Source organism: Cyanobacterium sp. HL-69 (assembly GCA_002813895.1).
Classification (GTDB): domain Bacteria; phylum Cyanobacteriota; class Cyanobacteriia; order Cyanobacteriales; family Cyanobacteriaceae; genus Cyanobacterium.
Window position 1 is genome coordinate 1,721,662 of the sequence record CP024912.1, and the last position, 26,522, is coordinate 1,748,183.

The window sequence follows — 26,522 nt, forward strand, 5'->3', positions numbered from 1 at the left end:
ACTTTTATAGGTGTTATTAATATTTTATTGATATTGCTTGTCTTACTCTTCAATGGGTTATAGACAAGGAAATTTTATAGTAAACCTCACTCCAGTATCTCGTTAGATAACTAACTAAATTGATGAACAACATCCTAACAAATTAAACAATTGATTCCTTGATTTTTAACTATGATTTAACAATCCCAATTTTTAAAAAGTCAAGTTTGGTATTTTTATTTTGTTAGTAGTTAATTTCTTTTCAAGTTGTGATATTGATAGGTACTGTTATAGTTACTTAATATCTGACGACAATTAATAGTCTAAATTAATTAGACTTTAGGATAAATCCAATTATCTTTGTTTGATTATTTTAGTCACAAAACTTATCAATGGATGACTATAGTTTTGATTTTCAGGGTTTATTGTAAATAAACACTGATTTTAGTTCATTTAACTTAATCAATAGATAAATCAATGGGGTTTATGACTAGCTAATTTAATAGACTTAATCAATTATCTTTGGCAGATATTTTTTTATATCCAACTTTTGAAGCTATATTATAGTTTATTTTTTTGATTTTGTGTAGTCTATTTTACATTATTTTCTAAAAACTGGATAGAAATGCGATCGCCCTGTTGAATATTCAACTCATCTGCTCTCCCCCCAGCCAACTCCAAAACCTGATCAACTATAGCTTCTGGACCATAAATGGGGCATGGCTCACTCTCACAGGGAGGAACATTTGCCTCCACCGATACCACTTCACCCCCATAAAGAAAAATCATATCAAGGGGCATACTAACATTTTTCATCCAAAAACTAGCCCGACGGGGAAACTCAAAAGGAAATAACATCCCTCGATGGGGGGCAATAGAATCACGGTACATCAAACCTTGAGCTTGTTGTGAAGATGTTTTTGCCACCTCCAAATCGATTTGTTCACCATTAATGATAGTATTAGCCGTGATAGGCAATTCAGGAATAATATGGGGTTTTTCTACTGCAACCTCTGGAGAATCAGCTTTTGAACTATCTAATTCACACCCCATTAAAGGGAAAGATAGCAAAACAAAATAACCAAAAGAATAAATTAACAACCCATATTTTTTATTAAAAAAATTCAAGGATTTTCTAAGCATAAAAAAGAATAATCAATAATTGCATCAAAATAAAATTAAGCATATATACTTAATCAACTTTTAAAATCAGAAGGTATTAGAACTTAAACACCATCAAGATTGTTATAGTTTTAATTAATAACTTAAAACAATGTTACAATACTTAATCATTTTCAGCAAATACTCATAAAATCATGGCATTACCTAACCTTAATCATATCGGGGAAGCAACAATTAATAAGATAGCGACAAAGGCTTTTGAAACTCAGGTGACACAAGCAAGGGAATTGAGTGTTAATGTGAAAGTCAGTCGTCAAAATCTTCGTAAAGGCATTCTCGAATCCTTGGAAATTAATGGACAAGGGTTAATAATGAAAAGGGGCTTGAGTTTAGAGCAAATGAATATTAGTCTCCATGAGATTGGAGTTAACCCCCTCAAGGCATTGATGGGCAATGTACAGTTAACCAAACCCAGTGAAGGTAATGCTTGTATTATTCTCTCTGAAAAAGATATTTGTACGGCGTTAAATATCGGCTATCTCAACGGCATCGCTTCTCAATATGATGTTTCTGTGGATAATCATCCTGTACATATTAAGTTTGAGAATGTTAATTGTCGCATTTTATCTGACCATCGCATCATGGTTGAGGCTAAAGTATTGGTAAAGGAAACAAATACCATGGAGAGGGTATGTATATTATTTAAACCTATTATTTGTGATCAGGGTAATGGTGTTTTGCTGGATGATTTGGAATATGTAGAGGGTAAGGGTTTATCTTCTATAATCATTGATGCTTTCATTTCTCAGATTTGTGATGTTTTTAATTTAGACCATTTTGTTATTGATGGTATTTCTTTACAGGTGAATAATCTTGATTTTTCTGAGGGTATGTTGCGTTTATCGGCTTTAGCTGGAATTACCCATTTTCCCATGGGTAGTAATGGATGATACTAAATTTTGTTTTAATAAGGTACTAATTATTTGGGGAACGAGGAACAGTTTATAATTATATATTAATAAGCTAATCCTCTCTATTTCATCAGGTTAATGAATGGGTATGTTATCTAATAAGGATTTGCTATGGTTCAATATTTTATGGTTGTTTAAGCAAACTTAATTCATAAAAATAAAGAGCAACGGGCTTATTAAATGCTAGAAAATAATCTGGATCTTGGGGTGATAAATAGACAGCAGTATATTGCTTTGCTGTAATATAATTGGGGTCAATTAATTCATATTTGGTAGTAGTTTCCACTAGATTAATATAAATATTGTTAGGGCGACGAAAAAATTGTCTGGTAATTTCACTGGTGATAAACTGTTTTTTATTAATAGTTTGTTGTTGTCTGCCTATGACGGTGGAAATTAGTTCATTTTCTTCACTAAATTTGGTAATTTGTTCAGTGGAGTTTTGTTGATTAATGATGACATTTTTAACATTTTCCTCTCCTAAATAAGCCTGTGCGATCGCCCTTGCATTAAAACCACGATCTGCTATGATTACTTGATTATTATTAATTGTTGTGGGCAAAAACTTGTTTGAATTACTATTAATAATAGTAGGGATAAACTTTACATTAAAATTTATATTTTGGTCAATATATTGAGCATTTTGTGAAAAACCAGGGGTTTCAAATTTAGGAGCAAGGGGTGCTATTTGCTCTTTTAAAATATTACTAACTTGCCAATTTCCTTCAAACCAACGGGGATAAATTAATTCTTTTTCTGGAGATGGTAAAGATATTTGATTATTCCAATTAGGATAACTATTGATTCTTTGTTCTAAGTTTTCGGCAAGAACTGGATTAATATAAATTAGGAAAAAAACTAAAGTTAAAGAAATTAATATAGAAATTATTTTGACAAATGGGAGCATTATTTCTTTTTTTAGGTATGATAATGTGAGCTATAAACTATAGATTATAAATTAATTCTGACGATGTACTATCAACAAAATTAATTTAATTGTTAATTAGACATTGATTCAGATATTTCTTCTATCGTCTCATCTCTTTTGACCATAAAATATTGTAAAATTTACTGTATCTTAGTCATAATTAAACTTATGAGTAAAATATTAATTGTCGAAAATGAGCAGAAACTAACTAAGTTTTTGCAAGAAGGATTAAAGTATCAAGGTTATGAGGTGATGATTGCCGAGGATGGGCTAGTTGGTTTAACCATGGCAAGGGAATCTCGCCCTGACTTGATTGTTATTGATTGCATTTTACCAGGGTTATCAGGGTTAGAAGTTTGTCGCCGTTTACGTTTAGCAGGGGATAAGGTGCCTATTATTCTCTTGACGGCACAGGATGAGATTAACGACAGGGTAGCAGGATTGGACGCAGGGGCGGATGATTATGTATTGAAACCCTTTACCATGGAAGATTTGTTGAGTAGGTTAAAGGCTAGTTTACGACGTAGTGGGGAAGAAGATCCAGATTTATTGCATTTTGTTGACCTTAGCTTAAATCGTCGCACTAGGGAAATTAAAAGGGGCGATCGCACCATAGACTTAACCGCAACGGAGTATGATTTACTAGAGTACCTTATCTCTAATGCAGGGGAGGTTTTAACCCGTGACCAAATTTTGCAGAGGGTATGGGGATATGACTTTGGGGGCGACTCCAACATCATTGAAGTATATGTGCGCTATCTTCGCTTAAAATTAGAAGCCAATAAAGAAAAAAGATTGATTCAAACCGTCAGGGGTGTTGGTTATGTTCTCAAGGAATAGGAAAAAATTGACAATAAATCATTGACCATTAACAATAAAAGAAGAAGAGATAATTAAAAATTACTTCTATTAAAGACACTCCCAAAACTGTTAAATATGAATAAACAACCTAAAATAATTGTATTAGACGATGACCCTACAGGTTCTCAAACCGTCCATAGTTGCTTATTATTAATGCAGTGGGATGTAGATACCCTTCGAGATGGTTTACGGGATGAATGTCCTATTTTCTTTATCCTCACCAACACAAGGGCTTTAAACCCTCAAGAAGCCTCCCGTACTACCCAAGAAGTATGTCGTAATCTCAAAAGTGCGATCGCCCTTGAAGCCATAGAAGACTACGTCATTGTAAGTCGCTCAGATTCAACCCTCAGAGGACATTACCCCATAGAAACCGACACCATCGCCCAAGAATTAGGAGACTTTGACGCCCATTTTCTCATTCCAGCTTTTTTTGAAGGGGGTAGAATCACTCGCAACAGTACCCATTATCTAATCATTGATGGAGTAGAAACCCCCGTCCACCAAACAGAATTTGCCCAAGACTCAGTATTTGGTTATAGCTACAGCTATTTACCTGATTATGTCAGCGAGAAAACCGACGGTAAAATTAAACCAGAAGAAGTACAATGCTTTGTATTAGAAGACATTAGAAAAGGCACCCAAGAAAGACTCAGAAAATTAAATAACAATCAATGTTGTGCCGTCGATGCCGAAACACAATCCGACTTAGATAAATTCGCCCAAGACTTACTCGCCGTTGCCAGAGAAGGCAAAAAATTTCTTTTCCGTAGTGCCGCCAGTATTCTAACTTCCCTTGCAGGAGTAGGCAAACAGCCCGTCCAAGCCGAAAATATGGGTAAATATAAACCCACCAATAACACTGGAGTTATTTTAGTCGGTTCCCATGTCAAAAAAACCACCCAACAACTAAATCAATTATTACAACAACCCGAAATTGCAGGTATTGAAATTGACGTAGTATTACTGCGAGATAACCCCGACTCCCGACAGGAAATCATCACCCAAGCCCTAGCCAAAGTAAGCCAAGCCCTCTCAAACAGTAAAACCCCTGCTATTTATACCAGTAGAGAAGAATTAACCTTTGCAGACATAGCCACCCGTCTCGAATTTGGGAAACAAGTATCGAGTCTTTTAATGGAAATTGTCAAAGGATTACCCCAAGATATTGGCTTTTTGATTAGTAAAGGGGGTATCACCTCCAACGATGTTTTGAGCGATGGTTTAAGCCTGAAGGAAGCCAGACTACTAGGGCAAATCCTGCCAGGATGCTCAGTTATTACCACCCCTGCCAATCATCATTTATTCCCTAATCTGCCTGTGGTTTTATTCCCCGGAAATGTGGGTGACAAGGACGGTTTAGTTACCGCTTATCAACGTTTAAATAGTTGATGGTTTAATTATACAAACTCATCGCCTTCTCAATACCATCTTTTAAACTAAGCTCGATCGCACTTTGAGTAACATCCATCAAATCTTGTACAATGGGGGCTTCACTGGAGGAAAACTTTCCTAAAACATGACCGATAGTTTCTTTTTTGCCCTCGGATTTGCCAATGCCGATGCGACAACGGGGAAACTTTTGACCCCCTACATGACTTATAATCGATTTCATGCCATTATGACCCCCCGCCGAACCAGAAAGCCTTAATCGGATTTTGCCTAGGGGAATATCCATGTCATCATAAACAATCAAAAGGTCATCAAGACTCAACTTATACCAATCAATTACCGCCCTCACTGATTGCCCAGAGCGATTCATATAGGTTAACGGTTTTAACAGCCTTACTTTTTGACGATGGGGGGCTATACCTTCACAAAAAAGAGCGTTAAATTTACTATTTTTTTGCCAACTAAAACCCCATTTATCTGCTAAATAATCAACTATTTCAAAACCAATATTATGTCTAGTTTTGTCATATTTTGACTCAGGATTTCCTAAACCCACAATTAAGCTAGAAATAACTATTTTTTTTTGTTTTTCTTCTTTCATGAATCTGGTTATTTTTAATTATTTCATTAATTCTCTTAATATTTAAAAAATATTTCCCATTCCCTCAGTTTTCCTCACTCCAACAACTACGCCACTGAGATTCTGCCTGTGCGATCGCATATAACCTTGTAATACGTTGATAGCGTTTTTGTAAAGCGTTTAACTTATTGATAATAGCAACGATTTTAGTGCGATCGGCACTTAACCCTGTATCACCAAATTCAATCTCCCCCAACCGTAAACACATAGCCACCACAGGAGTAATATCCTTAATTTCCTTACTAGAAATATCCTCCTTTTCCACCACCAAACTAAGAAGATTAGGAGCATCAGCAATACCCTTAGAATTATCCCTATTTTTCAGAGCCATCTCCAAAACCTTAGCAGGAATTTGAGCAGGAAGAATATTATACTCCTTCAACAAATCATTTCCCCGAGAAGAAATTTCCGTCAACACCTCCCCCAAAGAATCCTCAATTTCATCATAAAAATGTAAAACATCATCAGGATTTAAAACATCAGAAAAAAGATTAACCCCAGAAGAAATCTCAGCACTTAAACCCTCAATACCAGCTTGTAAACTATTAACCTCCGACGGCACCTCCTGCGGAATAACCCCCGTCAAACTCTGAGGAAAATCCACAAAAAGATTATTATCTGGCACATCTATCTCCACCAAATAATTAGATAACTTGACCAAAAAATCCTTACCTAATCCCTTAATTCCCCCCTGTAAATCAACCTTTTGTTGATAACTCAAAGCCAAAAAACTATCAGGATACTTTTGAGTACATATCTGATAACTAGCCAACACCAACTGCTTAGCCACCACGGGAGTAAAATGTTTAATATAGTCCTCATATAAACTGTACAACTCCTTGCCCAGTAACCGAACTTCCGTATCCAATACCGTCAAATCACCACGTAACTGCTTGATTGACTTGGCCATTACTCTACATCCATAAACAACAACACATAATCAAAATCCCCCTTCCTCCCCAAAAGGGAGTAGCCATCAGGCAAAGGGGGAAAGATTCACAAATCTAACAAATGCAAGGGAAAAATCTACACAACGCCGCCAGTTTGAGCAGCAACCTCTTCAGCAAAATTAGTCTCTTCCTTCTCGATACCTTCACCTAAAATGAAACGAGAGAAACGACGAACTTGGATATTTTCACCAATTTTAGCAACTTGTTGAGTAATCAACTCCTCTACAGTAACACTTTGATCCCTTACATAGGGTTGAGAAAGTAAACACATTTCGCCAAGGCGTTTTTGGATTCTACCCTCAACAATTTTTTCCTTGATATTGTCTGGCTTATTACCCAAATCATCACGGCCCATTTCAATGGCTTTTTCCTCATCCACAATCTCTTGAGGAATATCAGAAATCTTAACATATTCCACATTAGGACAAGCCGCAATCTGCATAGCAATGTTTTTGGCAAGGGCTTGGAAATCTTCCCTTCTAGCTACGAAATCAGTTTCACAGTTTACTTCTACAATTACCCCAATGCGTCCACCAGTGTGGATATAGCTTTCCACGATACCTTCAGCGGCAACTCTACCAGCTTTTTTCTCGGCGGAGGTAATACCTTTTTGACGTAACCATTCCATCGCCTTTGCGATGTCGCCATCACTTTCCTTGAGGGCTTTTTTGCAGTCCATCATCCCTGCATTGGTTTTATCTCTAAGCTCTTTTACTTGCTTTGCTGATATTTCTGCCATAATTAATTACTTTAGTTTGTATTAAATTTTAAAAATTATCTTAAATAATCATTACATAAATCGAGTCCCATGCTCTTAGTTTTTCTGGAAACAGGATTTATCATTTCACCATACAACGGAAATCAAAAACAAATTTTACTCACCGCCAAAAGTATCTAGGTTATAGACACAATTAACAGTAAGTAAAAGTTACATTGTCAACGGCTAAGTTGTCAATTAAGAGAAATTACTCCTCTTCGCCACCAGCATCTTCGGTGTCAGAGTAATCATCATCTTCATAATCTTGGTCTTCAGCAGATTCTATGGTTTCTACAGACTCAAGAAACTCATCCACAGTGCCTTCAGCCACAGCTTTACCATAGCGCCCTTCATAGATAGCATCAGCTAATTTACCAATGATTAGCTTAATGGAACGAATAGCGTCATCATTAGCAGGAATAGGTAAATCAACCAACTCAGGGTTACAGTTAGTATCCAACATAGATACCACAGGTAAATTAAGTTTTTGACATTCTTTGATGGCGTTATGCTCACGACGAATATCGACAATGATAACAAGGTCAGGAATTCTGTTCATGTCCTTGATACCACCGAGGTACTTTCTGAGTTTGGTTAACTCACGACGTAATACCGAAGCCTCTTTTTTAGGTCTTCTGTCTAATGCACCACTTTCCTCGAGGGCTTCTAAGTCTTTGAGGTGAGCAACACGGGCTTTGATGGTTTCCCAGTTAGTTAGCATCCCCCCCAACCAACGTTGGTTAATGTAGAATGCACCACAACGGGCTGCTTCTTGGGCAATGATACCAGCAGCTTGGCGTTTGGTACCTACAAATAAAACTTTTTTACCGCTTTCGGCAGCTTTTTTGACGTAGTTATAAGCCTCGTCCATTAATTGGGCGGTTTGTACTAGGTCAATGATATGAACCCCATTTCTAGCGGTGTAGATGTACTGAGACATCTTGGGATTCCAACGGCGCGTTTGGTGTCCGAAGTGAACACCAGAATCTAATAGCTCTTTTAAGCTAACTACTGGCATTTGATTTTCTCCTTTATTCGGGTTTATCCTCTATCTAGGCGATTAAAATTTCTCTGTCAGAAACACCCGACATCCTAGATATGTGAATTTTTTACAACTTTTCTAGTTTAGCTCAATTACAGCTTTTTTTCCATACCTCAGCATAAAATCAGATGGGCATTGTTTTCCCATAATCAATCCATTGAATATCCCTCTTTTGTCACTTTCCGAAATAACTAATCGGAAAAAATGAATTTATCCACTGAGAAAATGAATCATACAATTATTGCTGTGGTTCAGTAAATGATTAAACCCTATCCATAATAAATCGCTCTCCATTATTCTTAACCAAGGTAACATTGTGCAAAAGATGAGCATTGGTTTAACCATAATTCGATAGTTAATCAATGTATTTTTCCAACTACTAAAATCACGCCAATCTTCTGTGATGAAGATTTTCTTATCTTGAGTCTCTACTATTTTTTTTTGATTAATTAAGTCTGTAATAGGTTTAGTTTTTAAGCTAATCATCCAGTAAACACTATTAATAATTTCCCACCATTTTTCTATATCTTCTCCCTTGGTTAAACGATAATCTGTCCAGCCTAATTCTTGTTTACACTGCCGAAATCCATACTCTACCCATGTACGTTGACCATATAAATTTCCCATGGTTTTTTTCTGTTGAGTTCTCGTTTTTTGGATGTTAGTCATTACAAAACTAGTGCTGTTTTCTGGCATAGTTTCTGTGTTAGTAGTAATTTGCCAATAAGTTATTTCTCTTCTGAGACCATAAATAATTTCTCTAATGTATCTATCTTCTTTTTTACCATCACTAAAGGGAAAGTAATATTTCTATAAAGACCATAAACATTTACTGATACTATACCTTGATCTATTTTCCCTAAGCTTCCCAAATATTGTCGAGAAGTATAATCTGTGTTATTTCCTTATCTTGGTGCGCGTTCCCTTGCGTCTTTCGCCGACGCGGGGTCGCACCGCTTTTTACGATCTCCTGTTTCATCAATGATTACTGTAATCGGTGTATCAATCAGTATACTTAAAATATATTTTAAACGTACTTTTTCCAAGTCTGATGAATTCCAATTAGATTTTGTCAAAAAATGATGTAAACCTTGAGAGGAAACATTAACAATTTTACTTATTTCTGGCAAAGATTTTCTTTTGAGTGTTGAAATTAATCCTAAGTGTAAATATTTAAAATATTCATAATTACGCACATCGGAAAATAAAGAACGATAAAACGAACAATAGTTATCAATCAGAGGAACTGTTTCTGTGGGATTTCGAGGTAAGTGTTGCCTGATTTGTTCAGCTATATCCATTGCCATAATTGCGTTTCATTTTTACTATCTTTTTATTTTGCCACTTTTTCTCTCGGAAAGTGACAAAAGAGGGATATTCTTTATTATGTGGATGTTTCAGTTTTAAGGTTACCTAAGAACCTGTTTGAAAAGTCTTGATGTAGAATATGTCAGTGAAAAACTGACAAAAAAAAGAAATGACAAGACTATCATACGATACTGACCTCACTGATTACCAGTGGGAAATTTTAAAATCATTAATTCCTCCGGCTAAAACTGGGGGCAGAAATAGCTCTGTGAATATTAGAGAGGTACTTAATGCCATCTTTTATCTTCTTGCCAATGGAATAAAATGGAGGGCAATGGCTCACGACTTTCCCAAATGACAAACGGTTTACACTTATTTTCGAGGTTGGGAATCTTATGGTACATGGCGTGGAATTAATCAGCAACTATGGGAACAAGTACGAATAGAAGCGGGAACAAACCCAAAACCTAGTGCCGGTAGTATTGATAGTCAGTCGGTAAAAACCGCAATGGGTGGAGAAGAAATCGGCTTTGATGGTGGAAAGAAAGTCAAGGGTAGAAAAAGAACGATTTTGGTTGATACCATGGGTTTGGTACTAGATTTATGTGTTCATGGTGCAAAACGTTCAGATCATCAAGGAATGAAATTGTTAGCCCAAAACACTTCGCAGTTTTGGGCATGTTTAAAAATAATTTGGGTGGATAGTACTTTTGCAGGGAAAGAATTTATCGCCAAGATACAGAGAGAATTTGGCTGGAAATTAGAGCATGTAAAAAAGACAGATGAAGAACCAGGTTTCACGGTGATACCCAAAAGATGGGTAGTAGAGAGGACATATTCATGGTTTGGTCATTATCGAAGATTGAGTAAAGATTATGAATTTTTACCAACTACCAGTGAAATGATGATTTTTGCCAGTATGATTCATATTATGCTGAGAAGATTTGAGCGTCAATCTCAAAATATCTAACCCACTTCTGAACTTTTCAAACAGCTTCTAAGAAAACTGTTCCGAAAGAGTTAACAAAAATGCAAGTTCTGTTGATGATTGAACAGCATGGGGTGTATTCGAGGGAATAAAAATAAACACTCCTGGTTTCAATGAAATCTCTTTACCCGCTAGGGTTAGTATTCCTTCCCCTTCAATCACGTTGACTGTCGCATTGCGAGGGTTGGTATGTTCGGCGATTTTCTTCCCCGATGAGAGACACATTAAAGTATATCGACAGTTTCCATCTTCTAATAGAATCTTACTTTTGATTCCTGTTGTAGGATATTCAATTATTTCTTTCCAATGAATGGTAGTATTCTCGTTTGACATTATCATCATGGGATTACTCCTTTATTTGGGTAAATTATGGAAATACAATTTTGGAAATTGGTGGGTGTCCAAGGAAAATATAAGCTGCTGGTTTTAGTACGCTTTCGGAATAAATAATTTTCTGAATATTTAGACTTTTTACCCTTTTAGCCGTAGCATTGTAAGCTATTATTTCCCCTTCTAAACTAAAATCACTATGGGTAATATAATGATCGTGATCATGCACTGCTTGAAAGATAAAGCTATAAATTGGATTAAGTTCCAATGAGATGTCATAATTTTCCGCTGATACCCACAAATGATTTTGCTTAATATCATCAAACATTTCACTGGTGTTAGCGTAATGCTTGTACCATGAAAATTCTATATTTAGAGGTGTCGTCTGAAACTCATTCCAGAGCCAATCACACAATTGAGCAATCATCACATCAGAAATTTCGGCAGGTTCACTTTCTAAATAGAGTGCAGCAAGATTTTTAACTTTAGATACTTCTGAGAGTTTCATATTCTTATTTTATCTTTTCTTTGATCCTCTACTTATTCAATACTTCAACTTTGTCAGATGATAGGTTTATTTAACGTTTGAGTTGATTGAATACGATATAAAAAGTAATGAAAGGTTGAAATAGATTAACCAACCAGTCTTGATAACTGTTGGATAATGATTCTAGTAATAATGCAGGTGTTTTTTTGCCAACAATTAAATCCGTTTCAGAAAGATTATTTACCTGATGGTTAATTAATTTTTTGACTGACATTTTTGATTAATTATTTATAACTAATACTATTTTAGTGGATGAAAAAAGGTGAGCATTGCCCACCTTTGATTTTCTCTAGCTCCCTTCATAAAGAAGGGAGAATTTAGCTGAAGATGATTTATTTAATAGATGCACCTGTACCGGTGGCAGGGGCAAAACTAGGTACTACAACTTCATTATCCTGTTTGGTTAACTTGTTATAAAGTCTTTCGGTATTGGGGAAGTTGGCAGCGGGTAAGGTGGGATAACGACGATAAGGCACGGTATCTTCACCAAATACTTGAGAATATTCCATACTACCTACCAAAGCAGAGATAAAGGCACGAATACCTTGACTAGCAAGGATGCGGTTATAGTGCTGAATCTCTTTTTGATTCATAGGCGCCCGTCCTAAGAAATGTTTAGTACCCAATTCAATTACTTTAGTATTAGGGAAGGGGGTATAGAATTCTTTGAGGTATAAATCAGAGCAACCGATGGCTTCGATAAACTCTTTGACAGAAATTTCTCCGTTGCCGAGCTTACTTTCTAAGTTGGTGAAGTTGGCGTTTACCACATAGGGTTCTACATCCCGCTCGAATACTTGACGATAGGCCGCACGAATGGCATTTTTAAGAGCTACTTTGTCAACGTTGTTGGTAAGTTTAAATACCTTGGTTTGTTGACGTTGAACTGTTACACCTTGGTTAACACGGGATTTAACGTCGGGTTCGGTACGGAAGTTGGTTACTTGTCCGAGTTCGATAAATCTGGGAGTTACTTCTTTATCAACTCTTTGTCCGATGTCTTCTCTGATTGTTCCCACTCTGGCGTTACGCATTTGTAAACCGTTGGGGGTAAGATAGCGCTCGTAGGGTACGGTGTCTTCGCCGAAGGCTTCTGAGTATTCTTTACTATCCATCATGGCATCTACGAGGGCATAAAAGCCTTTTTTGGATGCTAAGTCGAAGTAAGGATTCATCTCACTACGTCCGTAGGTGGGACGACCTAAAAGACGACGGTGGATATATTCGATCGCCTTGCACACATAGAAAGGAGTCCAGTAGGTTTTGAGGAATAGCTCGGATTTAGCTAACATACGGATAAAGTCTCTGAGGGAAATTTCACCGTTTTCGAGCTTGATTTCCGCTACTTTTAATCTTTGTCCTTCATAGACATCACGACCAAATACTTGGCGATAGGTGGCTTTGATGACGGCTTGGGTAGAACTTTCACCAAATTTAACTCCTAAACCATTACTTGCTCCTGGTAATTCGTTGTTGAGGCGAACTACTTTGGGCCCTAAGGTACCGGGGAATTCTCCACGGGCGCGGGGGTTACTGTTTTGGTTATTGATACCGGGTCCACGGTGGATTAAGATACGTTTGGTATCTTTGCTGAAAGGTGCAGGGGCGCTACTAGGATTACGGGTTTCTTTGGGGAAAATGGCTCCAAATTGAATTTCGAGGGGGTCATTTCCAGAACCGTAAACGTGTTGATCGGGTAAGGGGCGATCGTATTTAGCAAAGGTAGTCACAAATTGAGGTACTTTGCGGAAAGGTGCACTGTAGTTAAACAAGTCTTGTTGCATTCCCCAGTTACGACATTCTTGAGCCTCAACCCCTAAACCTCTGAGGTAAGGTACGGTTTCTTCTCCGAAGTAATCTCCATATTCTTGGGAATCCACGAGCGCATCTACCAGCGCCCCTAAACCTCCAGTGGATACGATAGAGAAGTAGTCTTGTACTTCTTCACGGGAAGAAGGGCCACGACCTAAGATATGACGGAAAGCAAGTTCTAAGGCACGGGAGTTGATAAAAGGCTCAAAGAATTGCTTACGGTATAAAGGAGATTTGGCTAGACGGCGGACAAATTCTTTCATGGAAATGTCGCCATTTTTTACCTGAGACTCAAGGTAAGAGATAGATTGAGAATAGGCTTTGCTGATGTCACGCTCGAATACTTGACGATAGGCGGCTTTTACTACGTCGTTTTTCTCGGTGGCAGATAAGCCCGTTTTCATCACAAATTTAGGACGACGTTCAGCGGCATTAAAATAGCTCTGAGGTAGTTCTAAACCTTGTAAATCATTGGATTGTCTTTGACGTACTTTGTTGGCTGGAGTGGGGGCTTGTAGCTCGGCAAGGAGGATGTCAAAATATTGAGCAATAACTTCCTTTGCTTCTGCATCACCCTGAAAATAGCCAAGACAGGAGGCTTTCATATCCAGTAATGCTACTACGGTGGCATCAATGGAACAGGCTCTTTCTAAGACTTCTCTTAAACCTCTGGTATTGACCACCAGAATGTTAGGATCTCCTGACACGATCGCATAGCTCACATAGCGCAAAAACCAAGACATATCCCGCAAGGACTTGGTCATGTTGCTAGGACCATAACGAGATACGTTAATAGGTCTAAAACCTGCAGGAATAGCCCCAATGCTAGGAGCGGAGGAGAAGGAGGAAAATAAACCCGTAAAGAAATTACCTTTTTTGGCTTTGGTTTTAGTTTTTTCTTCCACAAAGGTTGCGGTGGAGTTTTGGGCTGCTTTGATGTCGCTAGGTACTTCTGTACCACCACCTACCCCTGCCAAAACCATTGAGGGTGCTTGAACAGTGGGCTTTTCAAAGAAAGCCATGGGAGAACCACCGGTAAAGATACGGTTAGCAGCGCGAGAAACGATTATGTCTGAATTATTGGTAATGGTTTCTGCGATCGCCAATCTTCTTAAGCCAGAATCAAAGTATGTTTTTAACTCACCTAACTCTCTTTGATCGGGAAAACGATCTTGCTGTTCTGCCTGAATAATAGTTGATACAGCTACAGTTTGGTATAATTGCGGTTTCGCTAAGGAACTACCGCCACTTGCTTTTATAGTCATTGATTCTTTTTATTTTAAAACTTTGTTTTTTAATCAATTCGTTCTATTTAGATTAAATCTTTTTGGGCTTTCTTAGGAGTTTTATTAAGTTTTGTTTCATTTTTTACCTACTCGAAGCAATACTAGATAAGGGAATGGGCAATTAAATTGATTTTTATTTCACCCCATCACTTCATCTCCCTTGCTCCTAATCCCTCATTCCGTACTTAGAGGTATAAGTTTCTAGTCTTTTACCGAATAGCTGATAACGATTATCTCGAATGATGGCGTAAAGGCGGTCGCCCGTATCCTTAGCAAAAGGTAAACCCTGATATATATTGACAAACCAACTCCCAGAAGGCAAGATTCGGGCAATCTCCTCGGCTGCATCGCTTCCCTGCCACCGTTGGTTATTTTCCTTATCAATCAAAATCATGCCCTTTTCACAATCACAGGCACTCACTTCCATCGAATCAAGAACTTCCTCATTCTGCATAGGAGTATATACAAAAGACTTTCCCTGATCAAAACTCTCTAATAATTGCACTAAATTAACACAGAGGTTGCAGTTGCCGTCATAGATGACATGGTATTTCATAGCCATTTGTTATAATTTTTTATATATTGCAATAAAACTTAATATAACTAATTATCTATGACTACTGACAACATTACCCAAACCAGAAAACTAGGCAATACGGACATAGAAGTATCAGCCCTCGGCATTGGTACATGGGCGTGGGGAGACTCCTTTTTCTGGGATTATGGCAAAACCTATGGTAAAAGCCAAATTGAAGAAGCATTTAAGGCAACGGTGGCGGGGGGAGTAACTTTTTTTGATACTGCGGAGGTATATGGCAGTGGTAAATCCGAGCAACTTTTGGGGGAATTTTGTAAGGCTACAGACCAAAAAATTGACATTGCTACCAAATACGCCCCCCTACCTTGGCGGTTATTCGGTGGTTGTGTAGCTGATGCCCTTACCCAAAGTCTCAAAAACCTACAAATGGATTATATCCCCCTATATCAAGTCCATTGGCCTTTTATGCTCATGAGTCAAGATACCCTCATGAATGCCTTGGCAGATGAAGTGGAAAAAGGTAGAATAGGGGCGATCGGAGTTAGTAACTATTCCTCTGAAGAAATGAAAAAGGCAAAAGATATTCTTGCCAAAAGAAATATCCCCCTCGCCGTTAACCAAGTAAAGTATTCCCTCGTTACCCGCAAAATTGAAGCCAAAGGCATCCTCAAAACCGCCCAAGAATTAGGTATTACCCTTCTTGCCTATAGCCCCCTAGCCCAAGGTTTACTAACAGGAAAATATAACCTTGATAATACTACTAAGCCAGAAGGTGCAAGGAAAATGGACTCTCGTTTTAGTTCCAGCGGTTTAAGCAAAATTGCCCCCGTACTCGAACTTTTAAAACAACTGGGAGAAAAATATCAGAAAACCCCTGCCCAAGTATCCCTTAACTGGTTAATGGCACAGGAGAATGTCATACCTATTCCAGGGGCAAAAAATGCCAAACAAGCCCAAGATAATACAGGGGCATTGGGGTGGAGTTTAAGCAGTGATGAGGTGGCGCAATTAGAAGAAATTACTAAACCTTGGCTTAACTCATAAGGTTAACATTTGATGCTTTTTTTCTCATCGAGGGCATCAGCTTCTTTTTTTAACATTGCCAACAAATGATAGTTTTCATTGGTTTGAGCTATTTCCATGCGACGTTCTAAATTACGGCGCAAATTGGCTTGATGAATAGCACCTAAATTACATTTAGTTTCTTCGCTGATAACATTAACAGTGGAGAGACATTCTTTTTCTTGTTGCCCTTCCTCTTGGCGAGGAATAAAGTAAGGTTGCGCATTGGGATTACTACTATAGGCGACACCACGATATGTCAAGAAAATTTTTGGTTGTAACTGGGGAATGTGTCGGGGAAGTTTCTGGCGACATTCGACACCTCTATATTTACCTAATATATCTGCTTCTTTTACTTCTAATAAGGATGTTTCACTGGGTTGATGTTGATTTCCTCTGTAGGACATTTTCATTTATTTATACCTCTTTTCAATTATTTAAAAATTTATTTATCAACTTAATTAAAATTTCATCTCAGTGCTGATTAGATGTTATCTTTTGTGCTTATTTCCATAGAGTTTTAGCACTGTTGATATTATTTGCTCTTTGCTATGGGGGATATATTTTTCCCTATACTCAATGTAGCATCTTTTAAATAGGATGGATTTTTTCTGTATCGATTGTTACAGAAAGTTGTTATTTTGGTTGTATTTTGTAATAAAATGGAGAGTTAATGACAAATAAAAGTGCGATACGGCTTATCTAACAAAGAAATCCTCATCTCTAGAGCAGATAATGCTTTATATCAGGCAAAAGAAAGGGGTAGAAATACTGTTATTTAATTTCAAGGTAACGAATGATAAATTATTAATTATCATTTAAACATCCATTCCAAACCCACACTAACTTGAGAGTCTGCCTGTTGTATAGAATTTTGCCACTCGATTTGGGTAGATAAACGTAAACTCTTGTTAATGGCATAGGCAGCGGTAATTTCTGTAATACCAACTTCATTACTACTACCCAACCCTACAAAATTTTGAGTGACAAACACATCTGCCGCCCCTTGGGGTGACAATGGTAGGGCGAGTCTTACCCCTAAATTTATACCATCGGTACTATAATCATTTGTTGTAATAGAGCGATAGCCAACCACAGGGGCAATGTTAAAATAACCCCCTAATGGTAATACATAGTAGTTTAAATTAGCACTCACAGAACGACGCTCTAAGGAATTTCCTTGACTATCTTCTTCATCAAAGGAAGTAGCATATTTGGCACTGAAGGTTAAAGGGGTTTTACCGATAAATACATCTTCTATTCCCACAGAAATTCCCCCAATGGCATTATTAGAAGGAAACTCACTATAACCGATTCTCAGTCGAGTGGGAAAACTAGGCTTATTTCTGATTTCATCTAATAAATTCGGAGTTTCTTCTACCCATTTTTGCCATACAGGGCTATTTTCCATGACATCAGCAGGAATGTTAAATTGTTGTTGTCTATTTTCTAGGTCAATATTTTGGGCAAAAAGAGTATTATTAATTCCCATAAAGGAGGGAAAAATAATGCCTAGTATTAAAACATATCTATGGGATAAAAAACTAATTTTCATAAAGGCTTGTAGAGCTTATAATTATCAAATTAAATCTTAAAGTTAATTTCATTCAACTCCTAATTTAACATTGATTGTAATTCATTCATCGCATTATTTTGAGCCTCTACTTTTGTATGAATTTGTCCAACATCCGCTTGAAGTTTTTGGGCATTATTCCTAATATGATTTAATTGATCTTGGATGGGATATAATGCCTGTTCTAACAGGTTAACTTTTGCCTGTATTTCCGTAGTGTGACGACACATATTTTCAACATTTCCTTGATTTGACTGCAACTGCTTTTCAGTCTGTTGATAATTATTTTCTTGAAAATTAACGGTTTCTTGTTCGTTTTGTTGAGCTTTTTTTAACTGATTTAATTCATTCGTAAAATGCTCAATTTTTTGGTCAATTTCCATTTGTTGACCTTTTACTTCTGCTAGAAGTGGTTTAATATTAATTGTCTCGGCAAAATCGAGATCAATAATTCCTTTACGGCGACTAAATACTTTCAGATACTCATTCAATACCTTTTGTTGCTTTTTAAGATTTCGTCTTTGCCCCACGAGAGTTTCATTTAATAGTTTCATCGCTTCTTGAGAATCCGCTAATTCAGTTTCAAGACTCAGTTTATCTACGTCACTGGCACTATAAATTTTCTCTTGAATCTCTTTTACTTCATCGCTTTGGAGGGTTAATTCTTCTTCTTGCATATTAACAAAATTAACCACCTTAGCAGTTTCGTCTTTTACTTCATTTACTTTGGCTTCTAAATCACCTAGGGGCATAGTTTCTAAGGCTTCAATATCCACTTGTTGCTCTTCTCCATCATCCCCTAAAAGGTAGATTTCCTCTTGTAAACGGTGGATACCTTCTTTGGTGAGATTAAATTGGCGTAAAAGACTTTCTTTTTCTTGTATTTGGCTGTTAATGTTTTGTAGGGTAAATTTTGCTTTGGCTAATTCTTCCCTTGCCATCAACAATTCTTCTTGTTTTTGTTTTAGGTATTCTTTTTGATTGTTAAGTTCGTTTTGTTGTTGTTCTAAACTACTTTTACTATGTTCTAATTCTCGCCAATATTCATCTAATTTGGTTTGTTGATTATTTACCCCTGAAAGTATTTCGTCGATGGGTTGGGTAAACATTTCTGGTTGGGGAATGTTATTTTTTATCGCTCCAGAAATTGATTCTAATTTTTCACGGATTTCCCCTTGATCTATTTTATTATTATTAAGTCTTTGTTGTTCGTTGGTAAGTTGTTCCCAAGCGGCAGTTAATTTATTTTTTTCTTCTTCGAGGAGGACAAGTTTCGATTCTTGCTCTTGTAATCTTTGTTGTTGTCCATCTAATTCGGCTTGTCTTTTGGCAATTTCTTCCCCTTGAATTTGTAGGGAAACTTTCCATTCTTCTATTTCTTCTTCTTGGGATTTAGATTTTTCTAGGGTGCGAGAAAAATGGCGCAAATAGTTAACAATACGAGAACCTGCTAATTCTGGTGCGCCTTGAATTTGTTTGTTATTATCTAGGTTGAGGATGTAAAGAGTACCTTTGCCAGTTTGTTCACTAATGGCATCGGTGGTGATGATGTCTTCTCCTGCAATTGCCGTCCAAGTTTGATCGGCTGCTTGGGAGGTTAATAATTTTAATTCTGTTTTGTAACCACCAACAAACCCTCTTGTTTGGGTTTTAACTTCTGCCAGATATAACACAAATCTTTATTCCCTTATATTTTCTGTATGAATAGTACTTATTCCCATGTTAAACCATAATCCTATAGGTTAGGGTATCTTACTCTAGGACTATGTTAAGTCTATTTTAATCCATTGATTATAGCAAATTTTTTTTTCACGACAATAGCAGTCTGGTAAATTTGGTTTATGGAAAGATTATCATGGGTAGTATGGATTTAATTTTGTGTCATCGGACGGCGGATTTTGATACTTTGGGGGCGGCGGTGGGTTTGAGTAAAATTCATGGTCGGGCAAAAATTGTGTTGACGGGGGGAGAGCATCCTTCGGTGAGAAATTTTTTGGCGTTTCATCGTGATGAGTTGGCGTTGATTGATCGGCGTACTATCCATCCTCAAGATATTCGTCGTATTTTTATTGTGGATACTCAAAGGGGCGATCGCATCGGGAAGGCGGTAGAATGGTTATCATTGCCTAATGTAGAGTCTGTCACTATCTATGATCATCACCCTGAAAATGAACATACTTTGACGGCTACTAATAAATATATCGAAAAAGTAGGCTCTACCAGCACAATTATTTGTGAACTTTTGCAACGGCATAATATTACCCTCAATGTCATTGAGGCGACGGTGATGGCTTTGGGTATCCATGTGGATACAGGCTCGTTAACTTTTGAGCAGACTTCCCAAAGAGATGTTCTTGCCCTTGCTTGGTTGATGGGTATGGGCATTAATTTATCTATGGTTTCTGAATATGCTGAACCTAGTCTATCTCCTCTGTTACAGGATTTATTACCCAATATTCTTAATAAAGTAGAGACAGAATATATTAATGAAAGTGCGATCGCCTTTATACTTTTAGAAACCCCTGATTTTATCCCAGGACTATCTAGCTTAGTGGCAATCATTGGAGATTTACTGGAAGTAGATGTGCTAATTTTCGGGCATTTTTATCAGCAAAAAAAAGGAAAACAAAATAAACTAGGTATCATTGGACGCTCAAGCCTAGATTCAGTCAACTTAGGACATATTTTTGCTAAATATGGAGGAGGAGGCCATAGTAGTGCGGCTTCTTTTTCCATCCGTTGCGACAATGCGCAAGAAATTTTAGACGAAATAAAAAAACAAATCCATACCCAAATCCCCGCTGCCCTCACAGCTTTCGACTTGATGTCCTCCCCTGTGCGTACCATTCGCCCCCATACCACCATCGAAAAAGCTCAACGCATTCTCCTACGTTACGGACATTCAGGGCTGTTTGTGGTTAATGAAAAAGGGGAATTGGTGGGGGTTATTTCTCGCCGTGACATTGATATTGCCCTCCATCACGGTTTTGCCCATGCCCCCGTAAAAGGTTATATGAGCAAAAATTTGCATACCATTGTCCCCCATACGGGTTTATCCACCATTGAAGCCATGATGGTAAATAACGATATTGGTAGGCTTCCTGTGTTGGATAACGGCAATTTGGTGGGCATTGTCACCCGCACCGACATTTTACGGCAACTCCACCAAACCCGCATCAGCAAACATCAGAATACCCCTGTTTCCCCTGTGGTTTCTTGTTTGTTGCCCTCATTTCAAGAAAAGCTACATCCTCCCATCGGGGAGTTATTACAAAAAGCCGCCCAATATGCTGAAGAAAAAGGATGGCATCTTTATCTGGTGGGGGGAGGAGTGAGGGATTTATTGTTGACGGGGGATGATGATACTCTTAAGTTACAGGATATTGATTTGGTAGTAGATGGTTTTCACCGCAACACCACCACCGAGGCAGGGGTTGCCCTTGCCCAAGCCTTACAAGCAAGTTATCCCCAAGCCCGTCTGAGTATCCACGGAGATTTTCAAACCGCTGCCCTCACTTGGCATGATGATGATAATTTAGGCTCATTATGGGTTGATATTGCCACGGCACGCACGGAGTTTTATCCTTATCCAGCGGCTAATCCAGAGGTGGAAGCAAGTTCGATTCGTCAGGATTTGTATCGCCGAGATTTTTCTATCAATGCCCTGGCGGTACGTTTAACTAATCCTAATCCAGGAGAATTACTAGACTTTTTTGGAGGAGTGCGTGATGTGCGATCGCAACTTATCCGTGTATTACATCCCAATAGCTTTATAGAAGATCCTACCAGAATATTTCGAGGAGTGCGCTTTGCGGTGCGACTAAATTTTGCCATGGAAGCCCAAACTTTAGAATATATCGAGTATGCTATCGGTAGCGGTATTTTTGAAAAAGTATCCCTGGAAAAAACTTCTATCCCTGCGCTTACTACCCGTCTCAAAGCCGAATTAAGTTATATTCTCCAAGCTGATTACTGGAAAAAAGCCCTCGAACTTTTACAACAATTAGGGGCGCTCGCTTGTATCCATCCTCAATGTAAAATTAGCCCAGAAATATGGTGGCAAATTCGTTATTTAGATCGCTGGTTAAGATACTACAATTTAGAACAAGAAAACCATAAAACTCCTTCTTGGTTACTACGATTAGAAATAATTTTAACTAGCCTTGAATTACAAATAAGAGTAAAAGTAGCTGAAAATTTACAATTGCCCAAAGATAGTATAACAAGACTCAATCAATTAGAAACTAACCAAGAAAAGATAGAGCATAGTTTTGATAATAGTCAAAAATTAAGTCAAAAAGTAGAATTTTTTAGCCCCTATAAACCCCTTGATTTAATTTTAATTGCCGTGAAAAGTAATAAGAAAATTAGGTCAAATATTTGGAATTATCTATTCCATTGGAGCAGAATAAATTCCCCTATTAATGGCGATGACTTAAGAAAATTAGGTTATAAACCAAGCCCCCAATATCAAATTATTTTAAAAACCATCAAAGGATTATTTTTAGATGGAGAAATTACCACAAAATCCCAAGCCCTCGATTTTATTCGTGAGAAATATCAAAAATAGGATTTAATGAAAAGGTGTGGTCATGAAGGCAGGGAATAGGGAACGGGGAATAGGCAATGGGTAATAATAGCTTTAGCCCAAGAATTATTTTTAACAAAAACATATTCTCCATTCTCTCCCTGTTAAGGAGAGATACCCATGAGCAAAAGCGTTTAAAATAGTCACTTTGCCTCTAATTTAGCGAGACGACTTTTTAAGTCTTGATTTTCCTCTTTCAACTTATCCACTGCCTGACGTAAATCTTCAAGATTTTTGTCTTTACCCAATTTCGCCCTCACCTGATTAACCGCTTCTTCTTCTGCCCTTCTTTTTACCCTACCATCGGGGGTGCTTTCGGCAAGGGTGGATAAAAGATTAATGGCTTGGTTGTCTTCTATCTGAGATAAACCGCTGATAAGTGCCATTTGGGTAAGGAAAAAAGTATCCTTGAGGATGTCTTCAAATTGTTCAAGGATAATGGCTAATTTGTCGGCTTTTTGCCCTTTGGCAACCGCCCCAAGGCAACGAATGGCAGTTAATCGGAGGGGTTGGGGAGTGCCAAGTTTGGTATATTGGGCGATTAAGTCGGCTGCGGCGGGAGAAGTTTTTAATTTACTTAGACCGTTGATCGCCCCTGATCTAATTATCTCATTTAAGCCACTTCTATCTTTCAATATTTGACCGAAAAGCTCAATTACCTCATTTTCCTTATCCGCTAATGTACCCGTCACCAATGAGCCAAGAGCGTTAATTGCGGAGGCTTCTGCGTAGTAACTGGGGTCAGAGGCGATCGCCACTTGTTTGAGGGCATTGTAACTAGATTCGGTTTTATTTTTGCCTAGGGCTTCTATAACTGCTCTTCTGACACGGTGATTTTCTTCGGCTAAAAACTCTATGAGGGTATCAACCGCTTGATCTAGTTTTATTTTGCCTAGTTGTTTAACAATTTCTACTTTTACCCCCCAAAAAGACTCATTTTCAAAAGCATTTTTAAGGGTTTTTACCGCTTCTAAATTAGCTTTCTTACCAATAGCGATCGCACTGTAAATGCGAGAAATAGGGTCTGGATCATACTTTAACTGAGCTTTTAACTCGCTAAATCCATATTCTAACTTAACAGTTTTAAGATGGTTATTATTAACATCAAAACTCACAAAATCAGGTTTTTCAGCTAGGGGAAAATAAAAACTTTGTTCGGGTTTATTTAGCTTAAGAAGAAACTCTGTGGATGTAACGCCTTTTTGGGCAGAATAGTAACCAAAAGCAAGGGGAATTTTCAACTCAAATAAATCTATATACTTGCCATTTTCCTCTTTAGCCTGAGTTTGTTTCACTGTCACACAAGCCAAATTAGAATCATTATCCCAACTGTAGCTTACCTTAAAATCAGGATGTCCACCCCTAAAGACATATTGATCAAAAAGAGAGCCTAAATTATAGCCCGTTGCCTTCTCCACTGCCCTTAATAAATCAACGGTTTCCACGGTTTTGTGGGCATTATCATTGATAAAAGTATGAATCGCCCTGTCAAACAATTTATCCCCCAAAATCGAGCGTATCATGTGATATACACAAGCACCCTTTTCGTACAAATGACGGTCATATAATTCGATCGCCTCCCGGTACACATTTGTTACAATGGGACGACGATAACGGGAGGAATCTTCTTGTAAATAACTCCTTGCCTCCCCTAAAAGATAATAACGGGCATCATCATCCCCATATTCATGCTCTGTCCACAAAACCTCTGCATAGGAAGCCGCCCCTTCCTTTATCCAAGCATGACTCCAATGTTTTATTACCACTAAATCCCCAAACCATTGATGGGCTAATTCGTGCGCCACAAGGCTTTCAGTGCGATCATTATCTAGCGCCCCTCTTTCGTCCAACAAACAACGATCCGTTAATAGAGTAGTAGATGTGTTCTCCATGCCTCCAAAAATGAAGTCATCCACACACACTTGAGCATATTTTGAGAAGGGATAATTATAACCATATTTTTTACTAAAAAACTCAATCATTCTAGGGGTTTTACCCATGCTGATAGTAGCTTCTTTTTCTTTGCCTTTTTCTACATAATAATCTACAGGAATCTCTCGCCATTTATCCTCAATTTTAGCAAATTTCCCCACAGCTAAAGTCATTAAATAAGTAGGATGAATTTGAGGTTGTAACCAATGATATATTTTACTACTTTCTACTTCTTGAACTTCTACTAATTCTCCATTAGAAATAGCTGTATATTCAGCAGGAACTTTTACTTTTATTTCCGAGGTGGCTAACTGCCCAGGATAATCAAAACAAGGAAACCAGTAACGGGAATCTTCATCTTCTCCTTGAGTCCATACTTGATGAGGTTTATCTGGATAATGTTCATCGGGGGCGATAAAATATAATCCTCTTTGGGGTTTTTCTTTACTATATTTAATAACAATTACTAAGTCTTTTGTGGTAGTAGGCTGTAGTAAATTAATAGTTAAAGTTTCACCGTCATAATTAAAAGGTTGGCTGATACTATCAATCAAAACTGACTCAATTTCGAGGTCAACAGCATCAAGGGTAAGTTGACTAATGTTTTCTCGGATAGGGGTTAGGGTAATATTACAATTTCCCCCAAATTTCTGGGCGCTTATGTCTAATTCTAGGTCAAGAAAAATATGTTGTACCTGCCCATAGCGATCTGGATTATAGTGGGGTTTTGCTCCGGGTAGTTCAAAACTTTTTTTGGCTTCAGAATCAAAATAATAGCTACGGGTCATAGTTTGCTTACTGATAACGATATTTTTCCTTATTATTTATCTTATCTTAAGATGTGAATTGCCATGTTCGTTTTTTCAAGGATTATGGAGAGTTAAACTTAACGAAGTACCTAGAATTAGTTACAATTATGAGTAACTATCAAGTAAATTTTATTACAGTTAGCTATGACTGAAACAAATAATTATATGGAATTGGATCAAGAAATTAAGGAACAAGAAAATATAGAAGAAAATCAAAATATAGATTCAGTGATGGAACCTGAAATTTTGGAAGATGATTCGGATGGGGTAACTGATGATGAAGCTCAGGATGATAGCGTAACCTCTGAAACCACTGATGATATTGAGTCAGAGGGGACTTCTGATATTGGCGATGATGAGAGTGAAAGTGTAAAGGCGATCGCCCTTTTACAAGAAGAAATAGCCAATCTTCACCAACAACTAGAGCTTCAAAAAGAACAAACAAAAAGTGTTCAAGGTCAATTCATGAGGCTAACTGCTGACTTTGATAACTTCCGTCGTCGCACCGCCAAAGAAAAAGAAGAACAAGAAACCACCATCAAAAAGAAAACCATCACCGAATTACTTCCTGTAGTAGATAACTTTGAAAGAGCTAGAACCCAAATAAAACCAGCGAATGATGGCGAAATGGGTATTCACAAAAGCTATCAAGGAGTATATAAAACCTTTGTCGAAAGTTTGAAAAAACTAGGGGTTTCTGCCATGCGTCCAGAGGGTGAACTTTTTGATCCTAACTACCAAGAAGCGATGCTCAGAGAGCCTACTAACGAATACCCTGAAGGCACAGTCATAGAGCAATTGGTAAGGGGTTATCTTCTCAATGATCAAGTGCTACGCTATGCTATGGTAAAAGTGGCAGCCCCCAAAGATGATGACGAAAATGAAGCAACCGCTACCCCAGAAAACGGCGAGAATGCTGAAAATTAATCAACACCTTTTATTAGTAAAATTAACTAATATAAACTAGCAGGAAAAATAGAAAAAGAGCCACCCATTATGGCTCTATAAAAAAATTGATCAAAATAAATTACACTTAGGTGGAGGTGTTGTCCATCAAAAATAATTGTCGTAAAAAACAATAATTGATGACAACAAATATTCCTAGGG

21 protein-coding genes and 2 pseudogenes are annotated in these 26,522 nt (G+C 37.6%); 7 read left to right on the forward strand and 16 right to left on the reverse strand.

All coding sequences use genetic code 11. The annotated features are described in order from the left end of the window. Window positions 1–570: 570 nt before the first annotated feature. A complete protein-coding gene (locus tag AA637_RS07880) occupies window positions 571–1,032 on the reverse strand; it encodes a DUF192 domain-containing protein (RefSeq protein ID WP_446684555.1) in 462 nt (153 codons plus the stop codon). A gap of 263 nt (window positions 1,033–1,295) precedes the next feature. On the opposite strand from AA637_RS07880, the gene AA637_RS07885 reads away from it, so the two are divergent. Continuing rightward, entirely contained in the window at window positions 1,296–2,051 is a 756-nt protein-coding gene (locus AA637_RS07885; protein WP_446682290.1) for an LmeA family phospholipid-binding protein, read from the forward strand. A gap of 145 nt (window positions 2,052–2,196) precedes the next feature. On the opposite strand, the gene AA637_RS07890 is transcribed toward AA637_RS07885, so the two are convergent. Then, complete coding sequence (locus AA637_RS07890; RefSeq protein WP_446682291.1) at window positions 2,197–2,979, reverse strand: DUF6816 family protein; 783 nt, start codon at window positions 2,977–2,979, stop codon at window positions 2,197–2,199. Between the two features lie 189 nt (window positions 2,980–3,168). On the opposite strand from AA637_RS07890, the gene AA637_RS07895 reads away from it, so the two are divergent. Together AA637_RS07895 and AA637_RS07900 are read left to right on the forward strand one after the other, a co-directional pair. Continuing rightward, window positions 3,169–3,840 carry a response regulator transcription factor gene (locus AA637_RS07895; protein ID WP_069789901.1) on the forward strand — a complete coding sequence of 224 codons (672 nt, stop codon included), beginning with the start codon at window positions 3,169–3,171 and terminating at the stop codon, window positions 3,838–3,840. 96 nt (window positions 3,841–3,936) lie between these two features. Next, window positions 3,937–5,253: a four-carbon acid sugar kinase family protein gene (locus AA637_RS07900; protein ID WP_446682292.1), complete on the forward strand. Its 1,317-nt coding sequence runs from the start codon at window positions 3,937–3,939 to the stop codon at window positions 5,251–5,253. Window positions 5,254–5,257: 4 nt separating this feature from the next. Here AA637_RS07900 and pth read toward each other — a convergent pair whose 3' ends face one another. From pth to AA637_RS07925, 5 genes and pseudogenes are all read right to left on the reverse strand, one after another. Next, window positions 5,258–5,854, reverse strand: a complete 597-nt coding sequence (gene pth / locus AA637_RS07905) for an aminoacyl-tRNA hydrolase (RefSeq protein ID WP_446682293.1) — start codon at window positions 5,852–5,854, stop codon at window positions 5,258–5,260. A gap of 64 nt (window positions 5,855–5,918) precedes the next feature. Then, complete coding sequence (locus AA637_RS07910; protein WP_446682294.1) at window positions 5,919–6,803, reverse strand: hypothetical protein; 885 nt, start codon at window positions 6,801–6,803, stop codon at window positions 5,919–5,921. Window positions 6,804–6,919: 116 nt separating this feature from the next. Beyond that, on the reverse strand, window positions 6,920–7,582 hold the full coding sequence (gene tsf / locus AA637_RS07915; protein WP_446682295.1) for a translation elongation factor Ts: 663 nt from the start codon (window positions 7,580–7,582) through the stop codon (window positions 6,920–6,922). 226 nt (window positions 7,583–7,808) lie between these two features. Further along, window positions 7,809–8,618: a 30S ribosomal protein S2 gene (gene rpsB / locus AA637_RS07920; protein WP_446682296.1), complete on the reverse strand. Its 810-nt coding sequence runs from the start codon at window positions 8,616–8,618 to the stop codon at window positions 7,809–7,811. Window positions 8,619–8,852: 234 nt separating this feature from the next. Beyond that, window positions 8,853–9,943 (reverse strand): annotated as a pseudogene (locus AA637_RS07925) (transposase). Between the two features lie 176 nt (window positions 9,944–10,119). Here AA637_RS07925 and AA637_RS07930 point away from each other — a divergent pair. Then, window positions 10,120–10,920: pseudogene (locus AA637_RS07930) on the forward strand (IS5 family transposase). Between the two features lie 27 nt (window positions 10,921–10,947). Here the strand turns inward: AA637_RS07930 and AA637_RS07935 are convergent. The 5 genes from AA637_RS07935 to AA637_RS07955 form a co-directional block, all read right to left on the reverse strand. Further along, window positions 10,948–11,271, reverse strand: a complete 324-nt coding sequence (locus AA637_RS07935) for a cupin domain-containing protein (protein WP_446682297.1) — start codon at window positions 11,269–11,271, stop codon at window positions 10,948–10,950. A 34-nt stretch (window positions 11,272–11,305) separates the two neighbouring features. Beyond that, entirely contained in the window at window positions 11,306–11,776 is a 471-nt protein-coding gene (locus AA637_RS07940; protein ID WP_446682298.1) for a transposase, read from the reverse strand. 70 nt (window positions 11,777–11,846) lie between these two features. Continuing rightward, the gene (locus tag AA637_RS07945; RefSeq protein WP_446682299.1) at window positions 11,847–12,029 is read right to left on the reverse strand and encodes a hypothetical protein; all 183 of its coding nucleotides are present in this window, start codon (window positions 12,027–12,029) and stop codon (window positions 11,847–11,849) included. Window positions 12,030–12,147: 118 nt separating this feature from the next. After that, window positions 12,148–14,892 (reverse strand): phycobilisome rod-core linker polypeptide, encoded by a 2,745-nt coding sequence (locus tag AA637_RS07950; protein WP_446682300.1) that lies wholly within the window; start codon window positions 14,890–14,892, stop codon window positions 12,148–12,150. Between the two features lie 187 nt (window positions 14,893–15,079). After that, entirely contained in the window at window positions 15,080–15,469 is a 390-nt protein-coding gene (locus tag AA637_RS07955) for a thiol-disulfide oxidoreductase DCC family protein (RefSeq protein WP_446684556.1), read from the reverse strand. A 57-nt stretch (window positions 15,470–15,526) separates the two neighbouring features. Here AA637_RS07955 and AA637_RS07960 point away from each other — a divergent pair, with 57 nt between their 5' ends. Further along, the gene (locus AA637_RS07960; RefSeq protein WP_446682301.1) at window positions 15,527–16,495 is read left to right on the forward strand and encodes an aldo/keto reductase; all 969 of its coding nucleotides are present in this window, start codon (window positions 15,527–15,529) and stop codon (window positions 16,493–16,495) included. A 2-nt stretch (window positions 16,496–16,497) separates the two neighbouring features. Here AA637_RS07960 and AA637_RS07965 read toward each other — a convergent pair whose 3' ends face one another. From AA637_RS07965 to hmpF, 3 genes are all read right to left on the reverse strand, one after another. Further along, window positions 16,498–16,926: a DUF4278 domain-containing protein gene (locus AA637_RS07965; protein ID WP_446682302.1), complete on the reverse strand. Its 429-nt coding sequence runs from the start codon at window positions 16,924–16,926 to the stop codon at window positions 16,498–16,500. 401 nt (window positions 16,927–17,327) lie between these two features. Next, entirely contained in the window at window positions 17,328–18,068 is a 741-nt protein-coding gene (locus AA637_RS07970) for a hypothetical protein (RefSeq protein ID WP_446682303.1), read from the reverse strand. A 59-nt stretch (window positions 18,069–18,127) separates the two neighbouring features. Then, window positions 18,128–19,759, reverse strand: a complete 1,632-nt coding sequence (gene hmpF / locus AA637_RS07975; RefSeq protein ID WP_446682304.1) for a pilus motility taxis protein HmpF — start codon at window positions 19,757–19,759, stop codon at window positions 18,128–18,130. Between the two features lie 191 nt (window positions 19,760–19,950). On the opposite strand from hmpF, the gene AA637_RS07980 reads away from it, so the two are divergent. After that, on the forward strand, window positions 19,951–22,656 hold the full coding sequence (locus tag AA637_RS07980) for a CBS domain-containing protein (protein ID WP_446684557.1): 2,706 nt from the start codon (window positions 19,951–19,953) through the stop codon (window positions 22,654–22,656). A 161-nt stretch (window positions 22,657–22,817) separates the two neighbouring features. Here AA637_RS07980 and AA637_RS07985 read toward each other — a convergent pair whose 3' ends face one another. Continuing rightward, a complete protein-coding gene (locus tag AA637_RS07985; RefSeq protein WP_446682305.1) occupies window positions 22,818–25,394 on the reverse strand; it encodes a M1 family aminopeptidase in 2,577 nt (858 codons plus the stop codon). 165 nt (window positions 25,395–25,559) lie between these two features. Between AA637_RS07985 and grpE the strand changes: the two genes are divergently transcribed. Then, window positions 25,560–26,342 carry a nucleotide exchange factor GrpE gene (gene grpE, locus AA637_RS07990; RefSeq protein WP_446682306.1) on the forward strand — a complete coding sequence of 261 codons (783 nt, stop codon included), beginning with the start codon at window positions 25,560–25,562 and terminating at the stop codon, window positions 26,340–26,342. Window positions 26,343–26,522 lie beyond the last annotated feature (180 nt).

Coding starts and splice junctions, on each gene's coding strand:
- pth (WP_446682293.1), bottom strand. CDS start 5,854: ATGAAAGAAGAAAAACAAAAAAAAATAGTTATTTCTAGCTTAATTGTG.
- AA637_RS07955 (WP_446684556.1), bottom strand. CDS start 15,469: ATGAAATACCATGTCATCTATGACGGCAACTGCAACCTCTGTGTTAAT.
- AA637_RS07890 (WP_446682291.1), bottom strand. CDS start 2,979: ATGCTCCCATTTGTCAAAATAATTTCTATATTAATTTCTTTAACTTTA.
- AA637_RS07880 (WP_446684555.1), bottom strand. CDS start 1,032: ATGGGGTGTGAATTAGATAGTTCAAAAGCTGATTCTCCAGAGGTTGCA.
- AA637_RS07895 (WP_069789901.1), top strand. CDS start 3,169: ATGAGTAAAATATTAATTGTCGAAAATGAGCAGAAACTAACTAAGTTT.
- AA637_RS07980 (WP_446684557.1), top strand. CDS start 19,951: ATGGATTTAATTTTGTGTCATCGGACGGCGGATTTTGATACTTTGGGG.
- AA637_RS07935 (WP_446682297.1), bottom strand. CDS start 11,271: ATGTCAAACGAGAATACTACCATTCATTGGAAAGAAATAATTGAATAT.
- AA637_RS07950 (WP_446682300.1), bottom strand. CDS start 14,892: ATGACTATAAAAGCAAGTGGCGGTAGTTCCTTAGCGAAACCGCAATTA.
- AA637_RS07970 (WP_446682303.1), bottom strand. CDS start 18,068: ATGAAAATTAGTTTTTTATCCCATAGATATGTTTTAATACTAGGCATT.
- AA637_RS07985 (WP_446682305.1), bottom strand. CDS start 25,394: ATGACCCGTAGCTATTATTTTGATTCTGAAGCCAAAAAAAGTTTTGAA.
- rpsB (WP_446682296.1), bottom strand. CDS start 8,618: ATGCCAGTAGTTAGCTTAAAAGAGCTATTAGATTCTGGTGTTCACTTC.
- AA637_RS07960 (WP_446682301.1), top strand. CDS start 15,527: ATGACTACTGACAACATTACCCAAACCAGAAAACTAGGCAATACGGAC.
- AA637_RS07885 (WP_446682290.1), top strand. CDS start 1,296: ATGGCATTACCTAACCTTAATCATATCGGGGAAGCAACAATTAATAAG.
- AA637_RS07945 (WP_446682299.1), bottom strand. CDS start 12,029: ATGTCAGTCAAAAAATTAATTAACCATCAGGTAAATAATCTTTCTGAA.
- AA637_RS07965 (WP_446682302.1), bottom strand. CDS start 16,926: ATGAAAATGTCCTACAGAGGAAATCAACATCAACCCAGTGAAACATCC.
- AA637_RS07900 (WP_446682292.1), top strand. CDS start 3,937: ATGAATAAACAACCTAAAATAATTGTATTAGACGATGACCCTACAGGT.
- tsf (WP_446682295.1), bottom strand. CDS start 7,582: ATGGCAGAAATATCAGCAAAGCAAGTAAAAGAGCTTAGAGATAAAACC.
- AA637_RS07940 (WP_446682298.1), bottom strand. CDS start 11,776: ATGAAACTCTCAGAAGTATCTAAAGTTAAAAATCTTGCTGCACTCTAT.
- AA637_RS07910 (WP_446682294.1), bottom strand. CDS start 6,803: ATGGCCAAGTCAATCAAGCAGTTACGTGGTGATTTGACGGTATTGGAT.
- grpE (WP_446682306.1), top strand. CDS start 25,560: ATGACTGAAACAAATAATTATATGGAATTGGATCAAGAAATTAAGGAA.